The 23095-nt window shown below is 71.8% G+C and carries 21 protein-coding genes; 10 read left to right on the top strand and 11 right to left on the bottom strand.

What is annotated here, in order from left to right; genetic code table 11:
• Positions 1 to 36: 36 nt before the first annotated feature.
• The gene (locus OG538_RS15050) at positions 37 to 669 is read left to right on the top strand and encodes a hypothetical protein (protein WP_406093839.1); all 633 of its coding nucleotides are present in this window, start codon (positions 37 to 39) and stop codon (positions 667 to 669) included.
• A 192-nt stretch (positions 670 to 861) separates the two neighbouring features.
• Here OG538_RS15050 and OG538_RS15045 read toward each other — a convergent pair whose 3' ends face one another.
• Both OG538_RS15045 and htpX read right to left on the bottom strand, forming a co-directional pair.
• On the bottom strand, positions 862 to 1446 hold the full coding sequence (locus OG538_RS15045; RefSeq protein ID WP_406093837.1) for a hypothetical protein: 585 nt from the start codon (positions 1444 to 1446) through the stop codon (positions 862 to 864).
• A 30-nt stretch (positions 1447 to 1476) separates the two neighbouring features.
• Complete coding sequence (htpX, locus tag OG538_RS15040) at positions 1477 to 2388, bottom strand: zinc metalloprotease HtpX (RefSeq protein ID WP_406093835.1); 912 nt, start codon at positions 2386 to 2388, stop codon at positions 1477 to 1479.
• Between the two features lie 170 nt (positions 2389 to 2558).
• Here htpX and OG538_RS15035 point away from each other — a divergent pair, with 170 nt between their 5' ends.
• A complete protein-coding gene (locus tag OG538_RS15035; RefSeq protein ID WP_406093833.1) occupies positions 2559 to 3764 on the top strand; it encodes a cytochrome P450 in 1206 nt (401 codons plus the stop codon).
• A gap of 29 nt (positions 3765 to 3793) precedes the next feature.
• Positions 3794 to 3973 carry a ferredoxin gene (locus tag OG538_RS15030; RefSeq protein ID WP_406093832.1) on the top strand — a complete coding sequence of 60 codons (180 nt, stop codon included), beginning with the start codon at positions 3794 to 3796 and terminating at the stop codon, positions 3971 to 3973.
• A 21-nt stretch (positions 3974 to 3994) separates the two neighbouring features.
• On the opposite strand, the gene OG538_RS15025 is transcribed toward OG538_RS15030, so the two are convergent.
• Both OG538_RS15025 and OG538_RS15020 read right to left on the bottom strand, forming a co-directional pair.
• The gene (locus OG538_RS15025; RefSeq protein WP_406093829.1) at positions 3995 to 4675 is read right to left on the bottom strand and encodes a pyridoxal 5'-phosphate synthase; all 681 of its coding nucleotides are present in this window, start codon (positions 4673 to 4675) and stop codon (positions 3995 to 3997) included.
• Between the two features lie 134 nt (positions 4676 to 4809).
• Complete coding sequence (locus OG538_RS15020; RefSeq protein ID WP_406093827.1) at positions 4810 to 5988, bottom strand: thiolase C-terminal domain-containing protein; 1179 nt, start codon at positions 5986 to 5988, stop codon at positions 4810 to 4812.
• A 165-nt stretch (positions 5989 to 6153) separates the two neighbouring features.
• Between OG538_RS15020 and OG538_RS15015 the strand changes: the two genes are divergently transcribed.
• Both OG538_RS15015 and OG538_RS15010 read left to right on the top strand, forming a co-directional pair.
• On the top strand, positions 6154 to 7386 hold the full coding sequence (locus tag OG538_RS15015) for an acyl-CoA dehydrogenase family protein (RefSeq protein ID WP_406093825.1): 1233 nt from the start codon (positions 6154 to 6156) through the stop codon (positions 7384 to 7386).
• Entirely contained in the window at positions 7386 to 7892 is a 507-nt protein-coding gene (locus OG538_RS15010; protein ID WP_406093823.1) for a nitroreductase/quinone reductase family protein, read from the top strand. The genes OG538_RS15015 and OG538_RS15010 overlap by 1 nt, the downstream gene beginning before the upstream one ends.
• 132 nt (positions 7893 to 8024) lie before the next feature.
• Here OG538_RS15010 and OG538_RS15005 read toward each other — a convergent pair whose 3' ends face one another.
• Positions 8025 to 8672 (bottom strand): TetR family transcriptional regulator, encoded by a 648-nt coding sequence (locus OG538_RS15005; protein WP_359131959.1) that lies wholly within the window; start codon positions 8670 to 8672, stop codon positions 8025 to 8027.
• 336 nt (positions 8673 to 9008) lie between these two features.
• On the opposite strand from OG538_RS15005, the gene OG538_RS15000 reads away from it, so the two are divergent.
• A complete protein-coding gene (locus OG538_RS15000) occupies positions 9009 to 9803 on the top strand; it encodes a VOC family protein (RefSeq protein WP_406093821.1) in 795 nt (264 codons plus the stop codon).
• A 179-nt stretch (positions 9804 to 9982) separates the two neighbouring features.
• On the top strand, positions 9983 to 12376 hold the full coding sequence (locus tag OG538_RS14995) for a PQQ-binding-like beta-propeller repeat protein (RefSeq protein ID WP_406100152.1): 2394 nt from the start codon (positions 9983 to 9985) through the stop codon (positions 12374 to 12376).
• A 69-nt stretch (positions 12377 to 12445) separates the two neighbouring features.
• Here OG538_RS14995 and OG538_RS14990 read toward each other — a convergent pair whose 3' ends face one another.
• A complete protein-coding gene (locus tag OG538_RS14990) occupies positions 12446 to 13144 on the bottom strand; it encodes a hypothetical protein (protein ID WP_406093819.1) in 699 nt (232 codons plus the stop codon).
• Positions 13145 to 13390: 246 nt separating this feature from the next.
• Here OG538_RS14990 and OG538_RS14985 point away from each other — a divergent pair, with 246 nt between their 5' ends.
• A complete protein-coding gene (locus OG538_RS14985; RefSeq protein ID WP_406093817.1) occupies positions 13391 to 13936 on the top strand; it encodes a hypothetical protein in 546 nt (181 codons plus the stop codon).
• 27 nt (positions 13937 to 13963) lie between these two features.
• On the opposite strand, the gene OG538_RS14980 is transcribed toward OG538_RS14985, so the two are convergent.
• The 3 genes from OG538_RS14980 to OG538_RS14970 are packed head-to-tail and all read right to left on the bottom strand — an operon-like array spanning position 13964 to position 16341.
• On the bottom strand, positions 13964 to 14740 hold the full coding sequence (locus OG538_RS14980) for an enoyl-CoA hydratase/isomerase family protein (RefSeq protein WP_406093815.1): 777 nt from the start codon (positions 14738 to 14740) through the stop codon (positions 13964 to 13966).
• 6 nt (positions 14741 to 14746) lie between these two features.
• On the bottom strand, positions 14747 to 15187 hold the full coding sequence (locus OG538_RS14975) for a Zn-ribbon domain-containing OB-fold protein (RefSeq protein ID WP_406093813.1): 441 nt from the start codon (positions 15185 to 15187) through the stop codon (positions 14747 to 14749).
• A 5-nt stretch (positions 15188 to 15192) separates the two neighbouring features.
• Positions 15193 to 16341: a lipid-transfer protein gene (locus OG538_RS14970; RefSeq protein WP_406100150.1), complete on the bottom strand. Its 1149-nt coding sequence runs from the start codon at positions 16339 to 16341 to the stop codon at positions 15193 to 15195.
• A 113-nt stretch (positions 16342 to 16454) separates the two neighbouring features.
• On the opposite strand from OG538_RS14970, the gene OG538_RS14965 reads away from it, so the two are divergent.
• Positions 16455 to 18023, top strand: coding sequence for a FadD3 family acyl-CoA ligase (locus OG538_RS14965; protein WP_406093811.1), 1569 nt, complete (start codon positions 16455 to 16457; stop codon positions 18021 to 18023).
• A gap of 242 nt (positions 18024 to 18265) precedes the next feature.
• Here the strand turns inward: OG538_RS14965 and OG538_RS14960 are convergent, their stop codons facing one another.
• Positions 18266 to 18454 (bottom strand): hypothetical protein, encoded by a 189-nt coding sequence (locus OG538_RS14960; RefSeq protein ID WP_406093809.1) that lies wholly within the window; start codon positions 18452 to 18454, stop codon positions 18266 to 18268.
• A 210-nt stretch (positions 18455 to 18664) separates the two neighbouring features.
• Entirely contained in the window at positions 18665 to 21625 is a 2961-nt protein-coding gene (locus OG538_RS14955) for a BTAD domain-containing putative transcriptional regulator (protein WP_406093807.1), read from the bottom strand.
• Between the two features lie 233 nt (positions 21626 to 21858).
• Here OG538_RS14955 and OG538_RS14950 point away from each other — a divergent pair, with 233 nt between their 5' ends.
• A complete protein-coding gene (locus tag OG538_RS14950) occupies positions 21859 to 23091 on the top strand; it encodes an amidohydrolase family protein (RefSeq protein ID WP_406093805.1) in 1233 nt (410 codons plus the stop codon).
• Positions 23092 to 23095 lie beyond the last annotated feature (4 nt).

The raw sequence follows: 23095 nt of genomic DNA, 5'->3' as shown, positions 1-23095 counted from the left end.
GACCGGCGGATCCAACGGGCGACGGGAGACACGTAAGTGAGCAACGCAAGGCACCGGCTCGACTCGCTCGTCGCTGAACTCCGCGAGAACCCACGTGTCGAACTGCTGGACCACGCAGTGACCGAGCCCCTCCCGTCCGACCGGCTCTCCCACCTCATCGAGGAGTCGGGCGACCGGCTTCCCGCCGGAGTGGAAGAGTTCTATCGGCAGGTGGGGTCCTTCAGGCTCGACTGGCGGCTCACCGTCCCGGAAGCCCGCCAGGGGGACAGGTCGGATCACGGCCTGGTCGACATCCTGCCCCTCGACAAGGTGCTCGGGGACTGGAGCGGGGTCACCTGGTTCCCGAAGGGGGAGCAGGAATTCCGTCCCGTTGTGCCCTTCGATTTCTTCACCCCGGAAGCGTGTGTGGCATTCGAGCGGGGGGACGGCGGCGTCTTCGAGGAGAAGCTCAGCTATCACTACTTCGGCGAGGAACTGGCCTCCACGAACCGCACCTTCGGTGAGTACCTCGATCTGCTGATCGCCTCACGCGGGTACTGGTACTGGCAGAAAACGCTGTGTGCCGGATACGAGGACAGTGCGGAAGTCGCTGACTTCCGAAGGAACATGCCCCTCGTCTTCCCGGACTACGACGACGCGATGTTCCAGCCGCGGCCGGAAGGGAAATAGGGGCTGTCCCGCGATTCCTGGCGGGCGCACGACGACAGCCACGGCACCTCGCCGCGTTGTCGAAACGCCGGAGTACATCCCGTACGCGGGTGCCTCTCCGCCGTGCGATGCACCGCAGCTGACGCCGCGCGCCGATCCACCAGGAATCGCGGGACGGCCCTTGGGCGACACCGACCGGAAGGAAGGAGGTCCTCACAACCCCGGCGCCCCCCACACCGGGAACCACCGCCCCAGGTCCTTCTCCACCCGCAGGTCGTCCCCCAGGGCGGCCCGGACCTGCAACTCCAGTTGGTTGTCCCGCTTCTCGCCGCCGCCCGGAACCGGGGCGAACGGGTAGAACGTGCCGCGCTTGTAGAGGTAGACCAGCGCCAGCGGCCGGCCCTCCGCGTCGTGGAAGCCGATCAGCGAGCAGAGCAGTTGCGGGCCGAATCCGCCGTCCTGGAGCAGGGCGTTGACCGCGTGCAGGTCGTTGACCAGAGCGGCCGTGTCGTCGGCCGGCTGCCGGGCGAGCAGCCAGGTGTAGCCGTACGTGTCCCGGCTGAACTCCACCGGGATGCCGCCGCGCTCCGTGTCCGCGTCGAGGAGTTCCCGTACGTCCTGCTGGAGGCGGGCGAACGTGCCGCCCTCCACGCCCGCGAAGCACACCGAGCCCCGGCCGGTGGGGACGAAGCCCGTGGCCGCCTGGAGGGTGAGTGCGGCGGACGGGACGGCGAAGAGCTGGTCGAGGTCGGGGCGGGCCGGTTTGCTGCGGCCCAGGATGGTGTCGAGCAGGCCCACGGGGACTCCTTGGGGGTGGGACCGGCCGGCTCAGGGCCGGGACAGGTCGGCGGAGATGCGGGCCAGCTGTTCCAGTCGCTGTTCCAGCGTCGGGTGCGAGGAGAGCAGCCGGCTCAGGCTCTCCTTCGAGGAGAAGGCGGGGACGAAGTAGAAGGCGTTGTACGGCTCCGCCTTCCGCAGGTCCTCCGTCGGGATCCGGGCCATCTGGCCGCTCACCTTGGTGAGGGCGGACGCGAGGGCGGAGGGTCTGCCGGTGAGGAGGGCGGCCGTGCGGTCGGCGGAGAGTTCGCGGTAGCGCGAGAGCAGCCGGGTGAGGAGGAAGCTCAGGGCGTAGACGACCGCGCTGATCAGGGGGATCAGCATGATGGCGATGCCCATGGGGTCGTTGCTGCGGCTGTTGCGGGAGAAGCCGCCCCAGAGGGCCACGCGGGTGATGATGCCCGCGAGGACGCCGAGGAACGAGGCGATCGTCATGACCGCCACATCGCGGTGGGCGACGTGCGACATCTCGTGTGCGAGGACGCCCTCCAGCTCCTCCGGTTCCAGTCTGCGCAGCAGCCCTGTCGTGGCGCAGACCAGGGCGGTCTTCTCGCTGCGGCCGGTGGCGAACGCGTTCGGCACGTCGCTCTCGGCTATGGCGACCCGGGGCTTCGGCATATCGGCGAGCGCACAGATCCGGTCGATCGCTCCGTGCAACGCCGGCGCCTGCTCGGGCGTGACCTCGCGGGCGCCCATGCTGAATGCGGCGATGCGGTCGCTGAACCAGAACTGGGCGACGAACATGCCCCCGGTGATGATCAGGATGATCGGCCAGGCGCCGCGCAGTACGGCGAGCAGCACGCCGACCAGGACCACGTACAGCAGCCCGATCAGGAACATGGTGGTGACCATGCGGGTGGTCAGACCGCGGTCGGGAGCGTACCGGCTGCGGGTCTTGGTCATCGGTGACCTCCAGTCCTCGCCTGCCTCCCATAGTGCTCCTCGGCTGTTCGAAGTGGATAAGCCGATGCGGACGGAGGCATTTGGCCGAACACCGCCTAGCCGTTTAGGTGCCTGAGGCATCTAGTGGGAGGTGATCGGCAGGACACCCCCCTCTCCTTGTGAGGTCCGCCATGACACAGACCGAGCCCGAGCTCGTTGCCTTCCCGCAGGACCGCACCTGCCCCTACCACCCACCGACCGGCTATCCGAACGCGGGCCGAGGCCGGCAGCCGGTGTCCCGCGTGCGCCTTTTCGACGGTCGTACGGTGTGGCTGGTGACCGGCCACGCCGAGGCGCGAGCCCTCCTGGTGGACCCGAGGCTCTCGTCCGACCGGGAGAATCCCGACTTCCCGCTCTTCGCCCGGAGGCTGGCCGCCACCACCCAGCGGCGTGTCGAACTGCTCGGCCTCGACGACCCGGAGCACAACGTGCAGCGCCGGATGCTGATCCCGAGCTTCACGGTCAGGAAGGCGACGGCGTTGCGGCCGGGCATCCGGGAGATCGTCGACCGGCTGCTCGACGCGATGGCCGAGCAGGGCCCGCCCGCCGAGCTGGTGAACGCCTTCGCCCTGCCCGTGCCCTCCATGGTCATCTGCGCACTGCTCGGCGTGCCCTACGCGGACCACGAGTTCTTCGAGGCGCAGTCCCGCAAGCTGCTGCGCGGCCCCGCGGGCTCCGACGTCGAGGCGGCGCGGGACGCCCTGAGCGAGTACTTCCACGTACTGATCGAGCGCAAGCGGCGGGAGCCGGGCGAGGGGCTGCTCGACGAGCTCATCGCCAAGCAGCTGGAGACCGGTGCGGTGAACCTCGACGAGCTGGTCCGGCTGGCCCAGATCCTGCTCGTGGCGGGCCATGAGACGACCGCGAACATGATCTCCCTCGGCACCCTCACCCTCCTCCAGCACCCGGACCAGCTGGCCCTGATGCGTGCGGGCGGCCCCGAGGGGATGACCTCCGTGGTGGAGGAACTGCTCCGCTTCCTGTCCATCGCCGACGGGCTCTCACGGGTGGCGGTCGAGGACATCGAGGTGGGCGGGGTGACCTTCCGGGCGGGCGACGGTGTCCTGCTGTCCACCGCGGTGATCAACCGGGACGAGGCCGCGTTCGCGTCGCCGGACGAGCTGGATCTCGGGCGCGGGGCGCGCCACCACGTGGCGTTCGGGTTCGGCATCCACCAGTGCCTGGGCCAGAACCTCGCACGCGCCGAGCTGGAGATCGCGCTGCCGGCCCTCTTCAGCCGCCTGCCCGGCCTGCGGCTCGCGGTGCCCGTGGACGAGATCCCGTGCAAACCGGGGGACACCGTCCAGGGACTCGTCGAACTGCCCGTGACCTGGTGACCGGAACCCGAGCGGAAGGAGGGACGGACATGCGGATCGACATCGACAAGGACGTGTGTATCGGGGCCGGGCAGTGCGCCCTCGCCGCACCGGAGGTGTTCACCCAGGACGACGACGGGCTCAGCGAACTCCTGCCCGCGCCCGAGCCCGGGCCCATGGTGGGCGAGGCCGCCCGCGCGTGCCCCGTACAGGCGATCACGATCACCTGACCCGGTGTCCGGGCCCGCCGGTCAGGGCCAGAGCAGCTCCCGCTCCCACGCTCCGGCGCGCCGGCGGTAGCGCAGCCGTACGTGCCGCCGCCTGGCATCGCCCTGGAAGAACTCGACCTCGCGCGGCTCGACCACGTACCGCGTCCAGGTCCGCACCTCCGCGTCCGGTTCCTCCTGGGCCCGCTGCCAGGCGGCGTCCGAGGCCCGGTCGAGTTCCCCCGTCGAGCCCAGCACCTCGCTCTGCCGCCCCACCAGCGCCGAGGCGAGGGCGCCCGTCGAGCGGGCGTGCAGATCGGCGCTGCTCTCGGCGGGGGAGCAGGCGGCGACGGGGCCCCGGAGCCGTACCTGCCTGCCCTGCGCGGGCCAGTAGAAGCCGAGCGCGGCGTACGGACGAGCGGCCAGCTCGCGGCCCTTCGCGCTGGTGACGTGCGTGGCGAAGTGCCAGCCGCGCTCGTCCGCGTCGTGCAGCATCAGGGTCCGGACGTCGGGCAGTCCCTCCGCGTCGACCGTGGCCAGCGTCATCGTGTGCGGCTCGGTCTGACCGGCGGCGACCGCCTCGGCGAACCAGGCGTGGAAGAGGGGGAGGGGAGCTGGGGGTGCGGTGGCCGGGTCGAAGGCGGGCAGCACGATGTCCCAGACGCGCTGGGCGTGGAGCAGGTCGAGGAAGGTGCGCTGTGGGGCGGAGGCCGATGCGTCAGTCATACGTCCATTTCACCGGTGCGGCGAGGCCGGTGGGGGGTTGAGGGCGAAGTGGGCGCGGCGGAGGCGGCCGGGGCGGCCTCGGGGTCGTCGAGGTGTGAGCCCTCGCCGTCGGCCCTCGGAGCACCCCCGCCCCCTCACCCCCGCCCCAGCACCACCGTCCCCGACGAGCAGAACCAGCCGCCCGTCCCCGACGCCACCGCCAGTTCCGGCAGTCGGCCGCCCGCCTTGTGGACCTGGCGCTCCCCCGCCTCGCCGCGCAGTTGGCGTACCGCCTCCACCAGCAGGAACAGTCCGCGCATGCCGGGGTGGCAGGCGGACAGGCCGCCGCCGTCGGTGTTGACCGGGAGCTCACCGGTGAGGCCCGTGCGGCCCTTCTCGACGAACGCCCCGCCCTCGCCCTTCGCGCAGAAGCCCAGGTCCTCCAGCGTCACCAGGGTCATATAGGTGAACGCGTCATAGATCTCCGCCAGGTCGATGTCGGCCGGCCGGACCCCGGCCCGCTCGAAGGCGAGGCGGCCCGATACGGCCGCGGGGGAGACCGTGAAGTCCTCCCACTCCGACATCGTGGAGTGCGAGACGTGCTCGCCGGTGCCGAGGATCCAGACGGGGGCCTTCGCCGAGTCCGGTACGTACTCCTCGGCCGCCAGCAGCACCGCGCAGCCGCCGTCGCTCCGGATGCAGCAGTGCAGCTTGGTGAAGGGGTCGGCGATCATCGGGCCCGACAGCACCTCGTCGACCGTGACGGGGGTGCGGAACATCGCGTCCGGGTTGGCCGCCGCGTTCGCCCGGGCCTGCACCGCCACCTCGGCGAGCTGCTCCAGCGTGGTGCCGTACTCGTGCATGTGGCGCCGGGCCGCCATCGCGTACTTGGCGATCAGTGAGTGGCCGTACGGCACCTCGAACTGGAGGGGGCCCCGGGCCCCGAAGGAGAGGTTGGACGTGCGGCGGCCCGCCTTGATGTCGGCCCGGGCCGTCGACCCGTACACCAGCAGTACGGCGTTGGCGCGGCCTGCGGCGATGGCGTCCGCCGCATGGGCGGCCATCACCTCCCAGGTCGATCCACCGACCGAGGTGGAGTCCACCCACGTCGGTCTCAGCCCCAGGTACTCGGCGACCTCGACCGGGGCGAGCGTGCCGAGGCCGGCGGAGGCGAGACCGTCGACGACGGACCGGTCCAGGCCCGAGTCGGCGAGCGCCCGGCGGGCAGCCTGGGCGTGCAGGGCGTACGGCGTGGCCGTGTCGACGCGTCCGCAGTCGGCGAGGGATATGCCGACGACGGCGACCTTGCGGCGGGAGGAGGGCGTGACAGGCATGAATCTGACGGTACATCAGATGATGCGTGGGTGAACCGCCGTGTGTCGCAAGGATCTTGTGGCTTCTGTCGCCGTGCGCGACTCTGGGAATCTCGCCGCTTCACCCCTAGCATGACGGCCCGTCAGATCAGAGGCCGTCGGTCTCTGAGGGGAAGGAGCTCGACGATGGATGCCGCCTTCACCGCGGAACAGGACGAGATCCGCCGCACCCTGCGCGAACTGCTGGCCGCACGCGGCGGGCCCGGCGGGGCCGGTAACGCCGCAGCCGCACCGGAGGGATACGACCCCGCGCTGTGGCGCCTGCTCTCCCAGGACCTCGGGCTGCCCGGACTCGCCCTCCCGAAGGAGTACGGGGGCGCGGGCCGCGGGCCGGCCGAGCTCGCCGTCGCCCTGGAGGAGGCCGGCCGAGCCCTGCTGCCGTCCCCGCTGCTCGCCACCGCCGTGCTCGCCGCCCCCCTGATCCTCGCCCTCGGCTCCGGGGAGCAGCGCACCGGCCTGCTGCCGGGCCTCGCGGCGGGTGAGCTCACCGCCGCACTGGCCGTACCCGGTGGCTCGCTCCCCACGGCGCTCGGCCTCACCGGTGATCTCACCGGTGGCGCCTGGGCGGGCGGTGGCCGGGCGGGCGGTGTGCAGGCCCGGCCGGCCGGCGGCGACGGCGGGTGGCGGCTGTACGGGGAGGCCGCCCAGGTGCTGGACGGACACAGTGCGGGAGTCCTCCTCGTCGCCGCGCACACGGGCGGTTTCCCGCGCAGCCGCACCCTGCTGTTCCTGGTCCGGACCGACGGGCCGCAGCCGCCCGCCGGCCTCGTCCGTACCCGGCAGACCTCGCTCGACGTCACCCGGCCGCTCGCCCGGATCCAGCTGCGCGACACCGAGGCCGAACTCCTCGGCGCGGACGACACCGTGGACGCGACGGCCGCGCTCGCGGCCACCGGGCGCACCGCGGCCGTCGTGCTCGCCGCCGAGGCTGCCGGGGCAGCGGCGAGCGCGCTGGAGCGGGCGGTCGGCCATGTCGGGGAGTGTGAGCGGTCCGGGCGGGCGGGCGGATCGTTCCAGGCCGTGCAGCTCCGCCTGGCGGACCTGTACGTACGCGTGCGGTCGGCCCGCTCCGCCGCGTACTACGCGGCCTGGGACCCGGAGTCCGGCGGTCTGGCACTCGCCCAGGCGCTGGAGGCGCTGCGGATGGCCACCGCGGAGGCCGTGCAGCTGCACGGGGGTACCGGCGACGGCCGGGAGGACGAGGCGCAGCTGTATTTCAACCGGGCCGCATCCGACGAACTGCTCCTCGGTCCCGTCCACCGGCTCCGTGACCACGCCGCGCAGCGGGCCGGGCTGTTCGGGCCGGAGCGGCAGGGCAGCATGGCAGGGCGCGGGCCGGCCGGGCAGGTGGCGGTCTGATGGCGGCCGGGGTCCGGCTCGTCCAGAAGGTGTCCTCGACCCGCGTCTTCGCGCGGATCGCCCCGCACGTGGTGCCCGCCATGGACCGCACGGTGCACCGGCTCACGCGCGGCCGGGTGCTGCTCAGCGCGCGGATGCTGCCGGGGGTGGTGCTGACGGTGCCGGGGGCGCGCAGCGGGCAGCTCAGAACCACTCCGCTGGCCTGCATGCCGGAGGCGGGTGAGGGTGGGCAGGACAGCTGGATCCTGGTCGGCAGCAACTTCGGCCGTCCGGGGCATCCGGCCTGGACGGCGAATCTGCTGGCGCATCCGGAGGCGGCCGTCATCAACTGGAAGGGCCGCGACCTTTCCGTACGGGCAAGGCTGCTGGCGGGGGAGGAGCGGGCCCGGGTGTGGGAGGCGGCGCTGGCGTTCTGGCCGCCCTATGCCGCGTACCAGGCCCGGATCGACCGGGAGATCCGGCTGTTCAGGCTGGAGAGGTTGGCGGGGCGTGAGGGTCCTGCGTGACGCGGAGGGCCCGCCGCGCTCCGTCCGGGAACGCCGACGGCGGACCACATGCGTGGTCCGCCGTCGGTGAGACAGGACCTGGGGCGCCCGGGATCACCGCGCGTCACCCAGTACGGGATTCCGGCGCGGGCGCTACTTGGTCGGCTTCTTGCCGGTGATGCCCAGATGCACCAACAGCGCGAGGTTCGGCCTGAGTTCGGCCTGCTTGACGCCCCAGGTGGTGAAGCCCTTCTGGTGTGAGGCGACGGCGGCCAGCATCGCGACCAGGGAGCCCGCCATCGCCGCGGCGCTGACGTCCTTGTCGACCTTGCCCTTGGCCTGGAGCTCCTTCACCGAGTCCGTGAGGGAGTTGGTGACGGAGTTCAGGATCTTCATGCGGATCTTGTAGAACCGCTTGTCGCCCTCGGCGGCGCCGAGGTCGACCACGCGCAGGATGGCATCGTTGCGCCGCCAGAAGTCGAGGAACCCCTCGACGAGTTCTTCGGCTGCCTGCCATCCCGACTTGCCGACCCAGGAGCGTCCGGCGACCAGTTCGGTCAGTCCGGCACCCTCCTTGGCCATCTCTTCGGCGATTTCGAGGACGGCGCCCTCGACGTCGGGGAAGTACTGGTAGAAGGTCGCGGGTGAAGTCCCCGCCTTCCGGGCGACGTCGATGACTTTGACGTCCCGGTACGGCGAGGAGCTGAGCATCTCGCTGAGGCAGTCGAGCAGCTTCTGCCGCGTCGCCTGTCCGCGTCGACCGGCCACGCGGCCGTCGACGGTGCGTACTTGTCCTGTCATGCCGTCAGCTTACCGACGGGTGATCGGAGCGCGATTCGGCCGACTGCAAATGGGGCGCGCGGCAAGTGCGATGGGGGGAGTGGGCTGATTTCGGACGATGCGCCCGGGCTCGCTCTCCCGGTTCCCCACAGTCTGATTAGTGTTATCAACAGCCTGTGGACAACTTCCGTGGATAACTTTCCGTGAGGGTGGTGCCACGGCGGTGTCCGGAAACCCTGTATCGAAATTATGTTCGATTCGGCGAGGTCGGGGCGCGATGCGCGCGGTGCGCGGCTACGTTGGGTGTGACGAGCGTCACGACGGATGAGCGTCACCGAGACGGAAGGATCCGGGCCCATGGCCGCATTCGCGCAGTCCGCCCCGTGCTGGGTGGATGTGCAGCTCCCCGACCTCGAAGCGGGCAAGCGCTTCTACGGTGAGCTCTTCGGCTGGACCTTCCGCGCCGGCGACGGCCCCTTCGCCGACGCCCTCAGCGAGGGGAGGCTGGTCGCCGCCCTCGCCGCCAAGCAGGACGGCCGGATGCCGACCGCCTGGGGCGTCTACTTCGCCACCGACGACATCACCGCTTCCGTCGCCCGGATCCGCGAGCACGGCGGACAGGTGATCACCGACCCCGTCCGGGTCGGTCGGTCCGGCGTGCTCGCCCAGGCCGCGGACCCCGGCGGTGCCGTATTCGGCCTCTGGCAGGCCGGTGAGCGCAAGGGCTTCCAGAAGCAGAACGAGCCCGGTTCCTTCTGCTGGACCGAGGTCTACACGCGGCAGAAGGACCGGGTCGACACGTTCTACGAGAAAGCCTTCGGCTTCACCTCCGCGGAGCTCGACGACTCCGGCGGTCCGGGTACGGCGGAATCCGGCGTCGACTTCCGCATGTGGTCCCCGGCGGGCACCGAACCGGGCCCCGACACCGCGGTCGGCGGGCGCAGCGTCATCACGGACGCGTTCCCCGCCGAGATGCCCAGCTACTTCCTCAGCTACTTCGCCGTGGCCGACTGCGACGCGTCGGCCGATACCGTCAAGCGGCTCGGCGGCCGCGTCTCCGAGCCGCCCTTCGACATCCCCTACGGGCGGATGGCAGTCGTTCAGGACGACCAGGGCGCCGTTTTCGCCGTACTTCAGCCCCCCGTGTCCTGATACGGCACAAAGTGATCCAGGACACCCCGATCCGCCCCCGGGTTCGCAACCGGCGCCTCGGCCAGGAAGAATCAGGGTGCGCACCGCCGGGTGGTGCCCACTGATGAGACGCTGCACACGGCGGGTTTTTCGCGGACCTCTGTTCCCTGAGGTCCGTACGGGGAGGTGGCAGGCAAGTGGTGGAGCAGCTGACGCAGCACGACCCGAGGCGGATCGGCCCGTTCGAGGTGCTGGGACGGCTCGGGGCCGGCGGCATGGGGCTGGTCTATCTCGCCCGCTCGGCGTCCGGCCGGCGGGTGGCGATCAAGACGGTCCGCACGGAACTGGCCGAGGACCAGCTGTTCCGGGTCCGCTTCACGCGTGAGGTGGAGGCCGCCCGGGCCGTCAGCGGTTTCTACACGGCCGCCGTGGTCGACGCCGACCCGCGCGCCGCCGTGCCCTGGCTCGCCACCGCCTATGTGCCCGCGCCCTCCCTCGAAGAGATAGTGAATGAGTGCGGGCCGATGCCGACCCAGGCCGTGCGCTGGCTGGCGGCGGGCATCGCGGAGGCCCTGCAGTCCATCCACGGCGCGAAGCTCGTCCACCGCGACATGAAGCCGTCCAACGTGCTCGTCGTCGAGGACGGCCCCCGGGTGATCGACTTCGGGATCGCGTCCGGTGTCTCCAACACCCGGCTCACCATGACGAACGTGGCCGTGGGCACGCCCGCGTACATGTCGCCCGAGCAGGCGCGGGACTCGCGCAGCGTCACCGGCGCCAGTGACATCTTCTCGCTGGGCTCCACGCTGGTCTTCGCGGCGACCGGCCATGCACCGTTCCACGGGGCCAACCCGGTCGAGACGGTCTTCATGCTGCTGCGCGAGGGCCCCGACGTCAGCGGTCTGCCCGACGATCTGCGGTCGCTGATCGAGTCGTGCATGCAGATGGACGCCTCGATGCGGCCCACCCCCGCCGAACTGCAGGCCCAGCTCTCCCCGCACCTCTTCGCCTCCGGCACCGACGACAGCGGCACGGCGTCGGCCTGGCTGCCGGCCCCCGCCACCGCGATGATCGAGCAGCGTCGCGGCGGCGGGCGCGCGGTCGCCGCCGCACCGCCCGTCCCGCCCGCACCCGTGGCGCCGCCTCCGCAGCCGGCGGCCTCCGACTGGGACAACGCCTGGCGCAGCGGCGCCGAGGGGCGCCCGCCGGCCGCCCCGCCCTCCGCTCCGCCCGCGCAGGTGCCCGACGGCGGTCCGGTGCGGCTGTCCGGCGCGCGCGTCCCGATCGGTCCGGGTCCGCGCGCCCAGGACGTACGGGCCGGGGCGGCCACCGCCGAAGCCGGTCCGGCGACCGGCTGGGTGCGCCCGCCCGCCGGGGTCAACGTGGCGGCGACCGCCCCGGTGACCGCCCCGGTGCCCGCACCGGCGCACGCGCCCGACAGCGCGGCGGCCGACCCGGGCCGCTGGCGCCCCTGGCGGTTCCGGATGTCGAACGATGTGTGGGGGACCCCGGTCGTCGTCGGTGACCTGCTGTACGTCACCTCCTTCGAGGTGCACGCGCTGGACACCGGAAACGGGCGGCGTCAGTTCAAGACCCGCGACGTGGCCTGGGCGATGGCCGTGGACGGCGGCAGCATCCTCGCCTCCGACGGACCGTCGCTCTACGCCCTGGACGCGTCGACCGGCAGCGAGCGATGGCGGCTTCAGTCCGATGCGTGGGTGTACTCCCTGAAGGCCGACCGCGGCACGGTCGTCACCGGCACCCGGGGCGGCGGCGTCCAGGCGTGGGAGGCGTCCACGGGCGAGCGGCTCTGGGAGATCACCGGCGCGCAGACGGACTTCGAGACGGCGGAGGCCGGGCCGGCGCTCCACGACGGGACGGTCTACCTCTGGCAGGACGCCCGGCTGCGGGCCGTAGACGCCCGTACGGGCACCGAGCGGTGGTCCTACCCGGTCGGTGACGCGGCCTCCTGCGGTGGGGTGCCGGTCCGGGTGACCCCGGCGCCGGACGGCTATGTGTACGTTGCCGCGGGGACCCGGGTCCTTGCCGTGGACATCGTCTCGGGCCATGTGCGCTGGCGCTTCGAGTCGCCGGCGGTGTTCCTCTCCGCGCCCGCCTTCGCCCCGGGCCCGGCCGTCACCGGCGGCGGGGTGTACCTCGCGGACTACCTCGGCACGGTGTACGCACTCGACGCCTCGAACGGCAAGGACCGCTGGCGCATCGCGACGGAGCCCCGGCAGTCGATCGAGCCGGTGCTGGTGATGGCGGGCAACGTGCATGTCGGCAGCGGCAGCGCGCTGTACACGCTGGACGCGGTCACGGGCACCCCGAAGTGGCGGTTCGCGGCGGGCGGCGAGGTCGTGGGCGCGCCGGTCGTCGCCGACGGCCGCGTCCACTTCGGCTCCGCCGACCACGTCCTGTACACGCTGGACGCGGCCGGCGGCCAGCTTCGCTGGAAGCTCGCCACGGGCGGCGAGATCACGGGTTCGCCGGTGGCGCAGGGCGGGGTGGTCTACGCGTGCAGCAAGGACCGCTGCGTGTACGCGCTGGACGCGATGAAGGGCACGGGCACGGGCAACAGGGCCCGCGCGTAGGCCTTCCGGCCCGCCCCGCCGGCCCGACCCGCAGGAAGGCGCCGGGAAGTGGACGGCTTCGACGGGGGGCTACTCCCGCGGGGGGCCCGGGCGGTCCGGGCGGTCCTGGACCGGGTACGTCGCCGTCGGTTCGGTGTCGGCGTCACGCGCGGGCCCGGCCGCCCCCGACGGGGGACCGGACGCCTGCCCCGACGGGGGACCGGACGCCGAGCCCGTCCCGGGGCCCACGTACGGCTCCGCCTCCGGCTCCGGCCACGGACTCGTCTGCACCGACGGCCCCGGCTCCCGCGTGGGCGGCCATGTGTCCGGATCGGCGGACCCCGGCGCCGCGTACGGGTGGTCGGTCCGGGTACGGCGTACCCGCCCCGACATCAGCGCCGCGCCCAGCAGGATCAGCACACCGCCACCCGCCGCGCCCGCAACCCCCTGCTGAAGTCCGGAACCGTCGCCCGCGACGGTCAGGCTGCCCGCGGCCTGCCCCTGCCGCACCATCCACAGGACCGTGAATCCGAGCACCAGCACACCCGCGAGGGCGACCATCGGCCGGAATCGCAGCACCACGCCCACGATCGCGAGGACCGCGGCGAAGAGGAAGGGCAGCAGGATCGAACCGAGCACGCCGGGGTGTGCTCCCGTGACGCCGGTGAACAGCTCGTCGATCCGGTAGTACCGCCCGAGGCGGCCGTCGTACCAGTCACGGAAGGGGCTCAGCACGGCGGCCGCCGCTCCTAGGAGAGCGACGATCGAGCCGAGGACGTTACGGATCATGTCCGGTACCTCCCGCGGGGCGTGAGAGGCGCCACCGGCCGGCGGCGCGGATCCCCACCGCTCTCGACTCGACGCTACGCCGGGGTCATGACCCTCGCCACCAGACGGATGATGACGAGATCGTGACAGGGCCATGACGGGACCGCCGGGCGGGGCCCGCCATGCTGTGCGCTACGGTGTCGCGCGGCCGCCCGGCAGCCCGGCCGGCCCGCAGCACAAGAGGGACAACACAAGGGGGACGTACCGATGGTGCGGCAGCACGTGAAGCTCACAGTGGTCCTGGTGGCCGTGGTACTTGCGCTCACCGGATTCAGCAGCGGCAGCAAGGGCGGCAAGAGCCGCAGCGGAAAGAGCAAGTCGAGCAGCAGCAGTGGCGGTGGGTGCTCCAACTCCAAGAAGAGCAACGGCACCTACCACGACACCGACTACGACGACGATGACGACTACAGCTCGTCGAGCGGCTCCTCCGGTTCCACGTACGGCACCCCGACCCCCACCGCCACCGCGACGGACGCCCCGCAGGCGTACGTCTTCCGTTGCGCGGCGCCCCGCAAGGGCAAGCGCAAGGCGGTCACCACCTCCACCGTGCGCCTCACGGCGAACGAGATCGGTACCCACACGTACGAGGTCGACGTGACGTTCCTCGACTCGGCCGGCAACACCGTCGACACCGGTGAGGCGACGGTGGAGGCCGATGGCGGCGAGACGAAGACCGTCTCCGTCCGGATGGCCAACCCGCGGAAGGTGTCCCGGGTGAAGAAGTGCGCCGTCACCGCCGAGCTCGACTACTGACCGGCCCCGGCGGCTCCCGCCCGGCCTTCACCGCAGCCGGAATCCGCCACCTCCGCCCCGCCCCCTGAACAGCTCCGTCTGCTGCTCCGGCGCCAGGTTTCCGAGCGCTATCAGGTGCGGGGCGTGGGCGAAGGCCTGTGCCCGGGCCGCCTCCTTCGCGGACCAGAGCGCTCGTACCGTCCCCTGGACCCCGCCGGACGGGTACGAGGCGATGACCGCCGCCGCCCTCAGCGCCGCCGCCACCGCGCCGCCGGGCGGGGTCAGCTCGCTGACGAGCCCGGTCTCGTACGCACGACGGGCCGTGACCCGCTCCGCCGTCCCCATCAGTGACATCCGGGCCACCTCACCGAACGGCATTCGCTGCGCCATGGCGATCGCCTCGTACGCGCTGACCATGCCGTACGTGGTGTGCGGGTCGAAGAACGTCGCCTCCTCGGACGCGATGACGAACTCGGCCTCCCCCAGCAGGTAGAACGCCCCGCCGCAGGCCATCCCCTCCACGGCCGCGATCACCGGCTTCCACAGGTCGTTGGCCTTCGGCCCGATCGTGAGCAGCGGATCGTCGATCGCGTACGGGGACGAGGGCTGCGGGACGTCCACGCCCCGGTCGATGCCGGCGCAGAACGCCCGCCCGCCCGCCCCGGTGATCACGACGGCCCGCACCTCGTCGTCGAACCGGAACGCCCGCCAGGCGGCGCCGAGTTCGTCGGCCGTCGCGAGATCGATCGCGTTGTGCTTCTCCGGCCGGTCCAGGGTGAGCAGGGCGACCCCGGTCTCCTTGTCCGTCTCCGTGCGCAGCGCCATCCCCGGTCACCTCTCCAGCGTCCAGCGGACCAGGGTCGCGTCGGGGGGGACGGGGCAGAAGACCGCCTTCACCGCCGCCCCGATCCGCAGCCGGGCCGGGTCGACGGAGTTCAGCGGTGCGTCGGGCCCGCTGACCACGTTGCCGACCAGCCGGATATCAGGGGCGTCGGCCAGCTCGACGATCACGGCGTTGTACGGGGCCTGGCCGGCGTACGCGGGCAGCAGCGGCGGATGTGGCAGCACGTACGACCAGATGCGGCCGCGTCCGCTCATCACCCGCCACTCGCTCTCGAAGGACTGGCAGTGCGGGCAGCACGGCCGGGGCGGGAAGCGGAGCCGCCCGCAGCCGGGGGCGGCGCACGCCTGGACGCGCAGTTCGCCGTGGGCCGCGTACTCCCAGAAGGGGGCGCCGTCCTCGTCGACGACGGGCAGCAGAAGGTCGTTCATCGAGGTCAGCTCCTCAGCAGTACGGCCGATGTGGGGACGCCCTCGCCGGCGGTGACCAGGCAGGTGGAGGCGTCCGGGACCTGGGCGGTGGAGATGCCGCGCAGCTGCTTCACGCCCTCGTTGATGAGGTTGAAGCCGTGTACGTACCCCTCGCTGAGCCCGCCGCCGCCCGTGTTGATCGGCAGGCGGCCGCCGCTCTCCAGGGCCCCGCCCTCGGTGAACGCGGCACCCTCGCCGCGCCCGCAGAATCCGTATCCCTCCAGGGAGAGCGGGATGAGGGGGGTGAACGCGTCGTAGATCTGGGCCACATCGACGTCCTCGGGCCCGAAGTCGGCCTGCTTCCACAGCTGTCGGGCCGCCGTCCAGGCGGGTCCGGTGAGCGGGTCGTCGTTCCAGTAGTTGACCATCCCGTGGTGCTGGGCGGGCAGCCCCTGGGCGACGGAGTGGAGGTAGACGGGCTTCTGCCGGCAGTCGCGGGCCCGTTCGGCGGAGACGATGACGCAGGCCAGCGCCCCGTCCGTCTCCAGGCAGTTGTCGAAGAGGCAGAGCGGCTCGCTGATCCAGCGCGAGTTCATGTACATCTCGCGGGTCAGCGGCCGTTCGAACATCACCGCGGCGGGGTTCTGGTTGGCGCGGTTGCGGCAGGCGAGTGCGACGTTGAAGAGGTGGTCGCGGGTCGCCCCGTACTCGTGCATGTACCGCCGGGCCAGCATCCCGATCTCGTCGGCGGGCCGCAGCAGTCCGTACGGCCGGGTCCACTGGGCGGGGGTGGGGAGTTGCACGGCGGTGTTCTTCCAGGGGCGCGGCCCCGACCCGCGCTTGCGGGAGCGCCAGGCGACGCCCACGCTCGCCTGCCCGGTGGCGACGGCGGCGGCGAGATGCGCGAGCGTCGCGCAGGAGCCTCCGCCCCCGTATCCCACCTTGCTGAAGAAGGTGACGTCCCCGGCCCCGATCGCCTTGGCGACCTCGACCTCGTCGGTCTCCTCCATCGTGTACGAGGCGAACGCGTCCACCTCCGACGCGGCGATTCCCGCGTCGTCGAGCGCCGCCAGGATGGCCCGGCACGCCAGGGTCTTCTCGGACTCGGGCAGATGTTTCGCGAATTCCGTCTGCCCGATACCGGCTATCGCTGCCTTGTCCTTGAGCGTCGCCACCCGCCACCTCCGAGACGTCATGACTGCTGACAGCGGAGGAGGCTACAGCTAATCTGACGGATAGTCAGCTAAGCCGGCTACGGCGGATTTCCGGTTCGGCGGGAGGGCACGAGATGCGCGGCGACGAGGAATGGTCCACCGTCCCGAACCTGGTACGCGAGGCAGCGGGGCGGTACGGCGACCGGGAGGCGGTGGTCGAGGGCCGCACCCGGATCACGTACACGGAACTCGGCGAACGCGTGGAGCGGGCCGCCGCCGCGTGCATGGCCTCGGGCGTGGAGCCGGGGGACCGGGTCGCGGTCTGGGCCCCGAACACCCTGGACTGGATCGTCTCCGCGCTGGGAGCGGTGACCGCGGGCGCCGTCCTCGTTCCGCTCAACACCCGGTTCAAGGGCACGGAAGCCGCCTATGTGCTGGACCGGAGCCGGGCGAAGCTGCTCTTCGTCACGGGCACCTTCCTCGGCACGTCGTACGTGGCGTCGCTGCGCCGGGCCGCGGTCGAACTCCCGCACCTGGAGCAGGTGGTGGTCCTCGCCGACACCGCGCCCGAGGCCGATGCCTACGTGACCTGGAAGGACTTCCTGGCGGCAGGGGATCGGATATCCGCCGAGCAGGTACGGACCCGGGCCGACGCCATCGCCCCGTCCTCCCCCTCCGACATCATCTACACCTCAGGCACCACGGGCCGCCCCAAGGGCGCCGTCATCAGCCACGCGCAGACCCTGCGCTGCTATGCGATCTGGAGCGAGCTGGCCGGTCTGCGCGAGGGCGACCGCTATCTGATCGTGAACCCGTTCTTCCACACCTTCGGCTACAAGGCGGGCATCATCGCGTGCCTGATGCGGGGCGCCACGATGGTCCCGCAGCCGGTCTTCAACGTGGACACGGTCCTCGCCAACATCGCGGCCGAACGCATCTCGGTCCTGCCCGGCCCGCCCACGCTCCACCAGTCCCTCCTGGACCACCCGGCCCGCGCGGCCCACGACCTCTCGGCCCTGCGCCTGGTGGTGACGGGGGCGGCGGTCGTCCCCCTGCAACTGGTCGAACGCCTCCGCACGGAACTGCACATCGCCACGGTCCTGACCGCCTACGGCCTCTCCGAGGCGAGCGGCATCGTCACGATGTGCCGCCGCGGCGACCCGCCGCAGGTGATCGCCTCCACCTCGGGCCGGGCGATTCCCGGCACGGAGCTCCGCGTCCTGGCCGCCCCCGGCACCCCGGGCGAGATCCTGGTCCGCGGCTTCAACGTGATGAGCGGCTACTTCGAGGACCCGGAGACGACGGCGGCGACGATCACCTCGGACGGCTGGCTGCACACCGGCGACGTGGGAATCCTCGACGCCGACGGCAACCTGAGGATCACGGACCGGATCAAGGACATGTTCATCGTCGGTGGCTTCAACGCCTACCCGGCGGAGATCGAACAGCTGCTGGGCCTGCATCCGGACGTGGCGGACGTCGCGGTGATCGGCATCCCCGACCCCCGTCTCGGCGAGGTCGGCAAGGCGTACGCGGTGCGCCGCCCGGGCGCGACGGTGACGGCGGACGACCTGATCGCGTGGTCGCGGCGGGAGATGGCGAACTACAAGGTGCCGAGGGCGGTGGAGTTCGTCGACGAGCTCCCGCGCAACGCGAGCGGCAAGGTGGTGAAGGGGGAGCTGCGGGGGCGCACGGGAGGCTGAGCGGCTCTGCCGGGCGGGCGCGCGCCTGCCGCGCACTCCGTCGGGAGCATCGGTCACTGCGGGTCCCGGGCCCGGGGGCTGCGGCCCTGGCGCGGGGGCTGGTTCAGCCGGCCCGCGGTACGCCTGGCGGGAGGCGGCCGCACCCCGGCGCGATCGTGCGGAACGTCCGTGTCCGGACATGCAGCGGCCGCGACGGCTCCCCCTCCGCGCCGCCGCGGCCGCTTCCCCGTCGTAGTGCGGCTCTAGTTGACCGGCTCGCTCGTGGCGTGCGTGTTGTCGGTCGTGGCTTCCGTCTCACCCGCGGGCTCGCTCGTGGCGTGGGTGTTGAGCGGCTTGATCCCGCCGTCCGTACCCAGGATGTTCGCCGGCTCGCTGGTGGCGTGCGTGTTGAGCGGCTTGATGATCGGCTCGTTGCTCTGAGCGTCGGCCATGATCGTCTTCTCCCGTTAGTGATTCTGCGTGCTGGGTCGACCAGGCCCGTCCGGCTGTTCCCCCGTGGACTGCCGGACGGGCCTGTCGGGGCCGCTCACATTAGTGCCACGGCCGTAGGTCGCCCCGTCTGCCCCCCGACGCGACGGATCGACTGGGTAGAGACTGCCGTGTCGCGATAAACGAACGATGAACGGCCTGATTGGAGCAGCTCAGACGACTGCGACGGCACGAAGCAGACCTCGCACCATGTCGGCTTCGGGGGAGCCGAGCGATTCGAAGATGGCGAGCGCCTCGCTCCAGCAGACCTGGGCGCGACCGGTCTGCCCGACCCCGGCCAGGGAACTGCCGAGGACCGTCAGGACGTTGCCCCGCCGCCACTCCCCACCGATCCCGCGCAGGACGGTGAGCGCCATCTCGGCACTGGCGGCTGCCTGAGCCGGGCGCTGTGCCGCGATGTCGACCTCCGCGAGGCGGAACAGCGCCATGCCTTCCCACAGCCGCTGCCGGCTGTCCTTGAAGACCTGGTAGGCCTCCTGCAAACTGTCTGCCGCGGCTTCCAGCCGGCCGCTCTGAGTCAGCGCGAGGCCCAACGCGTAGCGGCCGTTCGCGCCTTTGAGCGCGTGGTCCATCTCGTCGTACATCGCCGTTCCCTGCTGCGCGAGTGACACGGCGCTCGCGGTTCGGCCCATGGCGAGGTGGACACGCGACAGATTGCACAGGGCGGAGGCCTGCCCCGGCCGGTCGTCGAGGTCCTGGAACAGCGCTATGGCGCGGGCCAGATGCTCCTCACCGTCCGCGTGCCGGTTCTCGTAGAGCGCGATGATGCCGAGCAGGTTGGATGCCCAGCAGACGGGGAGGGGGTCCTGTGCGACCGGGGAGAGCTGAAGCACCCGCCCGCACTCGATCTCGATCAGATCGAAGCGCCCGGTGACATGGTGCACGTTGGCCAGGACGAGGAGTGCCCTGCCCTCCGACCTGGCGTCACCGGCCGTGGCCGCCGCCGTGCAGGCCGCGGTGACCGTCGCCTCGTACTCCTTCGCGTTCGCCCCCGATTCGGCCAGATCGACCGCGATCCACAGCAGGTCGACTGCTCGGGGCAGTGTCCCTCCACTCGCGGACTGGCGGGCGCACGCCAGCAGCGTTCCTGCCTCCGCGTAGAGCCAGTCCTGAGCCTCTCGCCGGCTGGAGAAGGCGAGCCCGGCGTAGGAGGTGGGTGTGAGGTGGTCCACCAGGGTGTCGCCCGGCTTCTCCATCGCGCTGACGCAGGCAACGGTCGCCAGGTAGAAGTCCAGCAGCCGCGAGAGCGCCCGCTCCCGCTCCTGCGGCGGCTCTTCGTCCCGCTCCGCGCACGAACGTGCGTAGAGGCGCACCAGGTCGTGGTAGCGGTAGCGGCCCGGCGCCGCCGACTCCAGGAGGGACGTGTCGACCAGCGCCTCCAGGAGGTCCTCCGCCGCGTGGGCCTCCAGGTTGAGCAGCGCCGCCGCCGCGGCCAGGGAGATGTCCGGGCCGTCCGCGAGGCCCAGGAGGCGGAAGGCACGGGCCTGGGCCGGTTCCAGCTGGCCGTAGCCGAGCTCGAACGTGGCCTTCACCGCGAGGTCGCCCGCCTGGAGCTCGTCCAGCCGGCGGCGCTCGTCCGCGAGCTTCGCGGCCAGGACCGAGACCGTCCAGGTGCGGCGGGCCGCCAGCCGGGACGCGGCGATGCGGATGGCCAGGGGGAGGAAGCCGCAGGCGGCGACCACGTCGAGGGCCGCCTCGCGCTCCGCGCTGATGCGCTCCTCGCCGACGATCCGGGTGAAGAGCTGGAGCGCCTCCTCGGGCGACATCACGTCCAGGTCGACCAGGTGCGCACCCGCCAGGTCGACCATCCGGACCCGGCTGGTGACCAGCGCCGCGCACCCCGCCGTGCCGGGGAGCAGGGGGCGGATCTGCGCGGCGTCATGGGCGTTGTCCAGGAGGACCAGGATGCGGCGGCCGTCCAGCGTGGAGCGGTAGAGCGCCGCCCGTTCGTCCAGGGAGTCCGGGATCGCCGAGTCCGCCGTGCCCAGGGCGCGCAGGAACGCGCCGAGGACCGTCTCCGGCTCGGCGGCCCGGCCGCCCGCGCCCTGCAGGTCGACGTACAGCTGTCCGTCCGGGAAGTGCCGTCGGGCCTGGTGGGCGACGTGCACGGCGAGAGTCGTCTTGCCGACGCCGCCGATGCCGGCCAGGGCGGAGACGGCCATGACCGACCCCTCCGCGGTCGCCAGGCGGTTGCCCAGCTCGCGGACGAAGGAGACGCGGCCCGTGAAGTCGGGCACCGTGGCCGGGAGTTGCGCGGGGCGGATGGGCGCCGCGGCGGGGGCGGGTTCGTCGGCCGGGCGGGCCAGGTCCTCGTCCGCCTGGAGGATGCGCTGCTGGAGCGCGGAGAGTTCGGGACGCGGGTCGACGCCCAGTTCCTCGGAGAGCAGCCGCCGGGTGTCGGCATACACTGCGAGGGCCTCGGCCTGGCGGCCGCTGCGGTACAGAGCCACCATCAGGAGCTCGCGCAGCCGTTCGCGCAGCGGGTGTGCGGCGGTGAGCGCGGTCAGCTCGGAGACCGCCTCCGCGTGGCAGCCGACCTCCAGGTCCAGATCGAGGCGGGTCTCGGTGAGCTGGAGCCGCCACTCCTCCAGCCGGGAGCGCTGGTACTCCGCGTACGGCCCGGGCACGGAGGCCAGGGCCTCGCCCTCCCAGAGACCCAGCGCCTCGTTCAACAGGGTCCTGGCCCGGCAGCGGTCGCCCGACGCCCTGGCCTTCTCGGCGTCGGCCACCCGCTCCTGAGCCACCGTGAGGTCGAGCTCCTCGGGCCCGATCCGCATCGCGTAGCCGCCGGACTCGCTCGCCAGGGTGAGCGGGCCCAGGGTCTTGCGGAGCCGGGAGGCGTAGGTGCGTACCGCGGCCAGGGCCTGGGAGGGCGGGTCCTCGCCCCAGATGGCGTCGATGAGTTCGGCGGCCGTGGCGGTGCGCCCGCCCCTCAGCAGCAGTGCCGTCAGCAGTGCGCGTTGCTGGGGTGAGCCGGAGGGCAGCGTTTCGTCGCCCCGCCGGGCCCGTACCGGACCGAGCAGGGAAAAGTGCAGTCCGGCCTCATCCGCCGTGCGCTGCTCCGGGGCCCGCTGCTCCGGAACACGTACCCGTGGCCCGTCGTCACGGCCCATTGCTGTCTCCTGTCCTGCTCTGTGCGCTGCCCGGCACGGTTGTATATGTCCGGATGCCGCCCGGGCCATCCGGATTGCTCCATACCGTTGGTATCGCCGTCAACAGTCTGCCTTGTGAAAGGGGGGCGCGTCAGCAGTGGGTGACTCTCTGCACAAGCCCTCGACAACGATTGTGGAACGGGGCCGCGCCCAGATAGCTGACGCTTCGTCAGATCAACGCTACCGTGGTACGCATGGAGACCTTCCCGAAGATCATCTCGGTGGACGACCACACGGTGGAGCCCGCTCATGTCTGGCGGGACCGGCTCCCGTCCCGGTACGCGGACTCGGGACCGCGCGTGGTCCGGGCGCCGCTCAAGGAAATGACCTTCATGGGCGGCAGGTTCGCGCCCGTGATGGGCGCGAAGGGGGACGACGGCCCCATCGGCGACTGGTGGGTGTACGAGGACCTGCACCGCCCCCTCACCCGGCTCGACACCGCCGTCGGCTACGACCGGGACGAGATCAGGCTCGAAGTCATCACGTACGAGCAGATGCGCCCCGGTTCGTTCTCGGTGCCCGAGCGACTGGCCGACATGGACGTCAACCACGTCCAGTCCGCCCTTTGTTTCCCGACCTTCCCCCGCTTCTGCGGCCAGACCTTCACCGAGGCGAAGGACCGCGAACTCGGACTGCTGGGGGTGCGCGCGTACAACGACTGGATGGTCGAGGAGTGGTGCGGGCCCGACGCGCACGGCCGGCTCATCCCGCTCACCCTGATACCCCTCTGGGACGCGCAGTTGGCCGCCGACGAGGTGCGGCGCAATGCCGCGCGCGGGGTGCGTGCCGTCGCGTTCTCCGAGATACCGCCGCACCTCGGACTGCCGTCCATTCATACGGACGAGTGGGACCCCTTCCTCCGGGCCTGCGACGAGACGGGGACGGTGATCGCCATGCACATCGGCTCGTCCTCGAAGATGCCGTCGACCTCGGCCGACGCCCCACCGGCCGTCGGCTCCACCATCACCTTCGCCAACTGCTGCTTCTCGATGGTGGACTGGCTGATGAGCGGCAAGTTCGAACGCTTCCCGAACTTGCGGATCATGTACGCGGAGGGCCAGATCGGCTGGATTCCGTACATCCTGGAACGCGCCGACGTCGTCTGGGAGGAGAACCGCGCCTGGGGCGGCGTGGCCGACAAGGTGCACCGGCCTCCCTCGGAGCTGTTCACCGAGCACGTCCACGGCTGCTTCTTCGACGACGCCTTCGGGCTGAAGAACCTGGACGCGATCGGAGTGGGCAACGTCCTGTACGAGACGGACTACCCGCACTCCGACTCCACCTGGCCCAAGTCCCGCGAGGTCGGCGAGGCGCAGATGGGGCACCTGGACGCCGACGTCGTGGACCGCATCGTGCGCCGTAACGCGATCGACCTGCTCGGGCTGACCGCCGACGGGCTCTGGGCGGGACCCGGCACGGGGGTGTGAGCGG

The organism is Streptomyces sp. NBC_01013, assembly GCF_045162765.1.
Lineage (GTDB): Bacteria > Actinomycetota > Actinomycetes > Streptomycetales > Streptomycetaceae > Streptomyces.
Note: the sequence above shows the minus strand (reverse complement) of the source record. Positions and strands in the feature narration are given on the sequence as shown.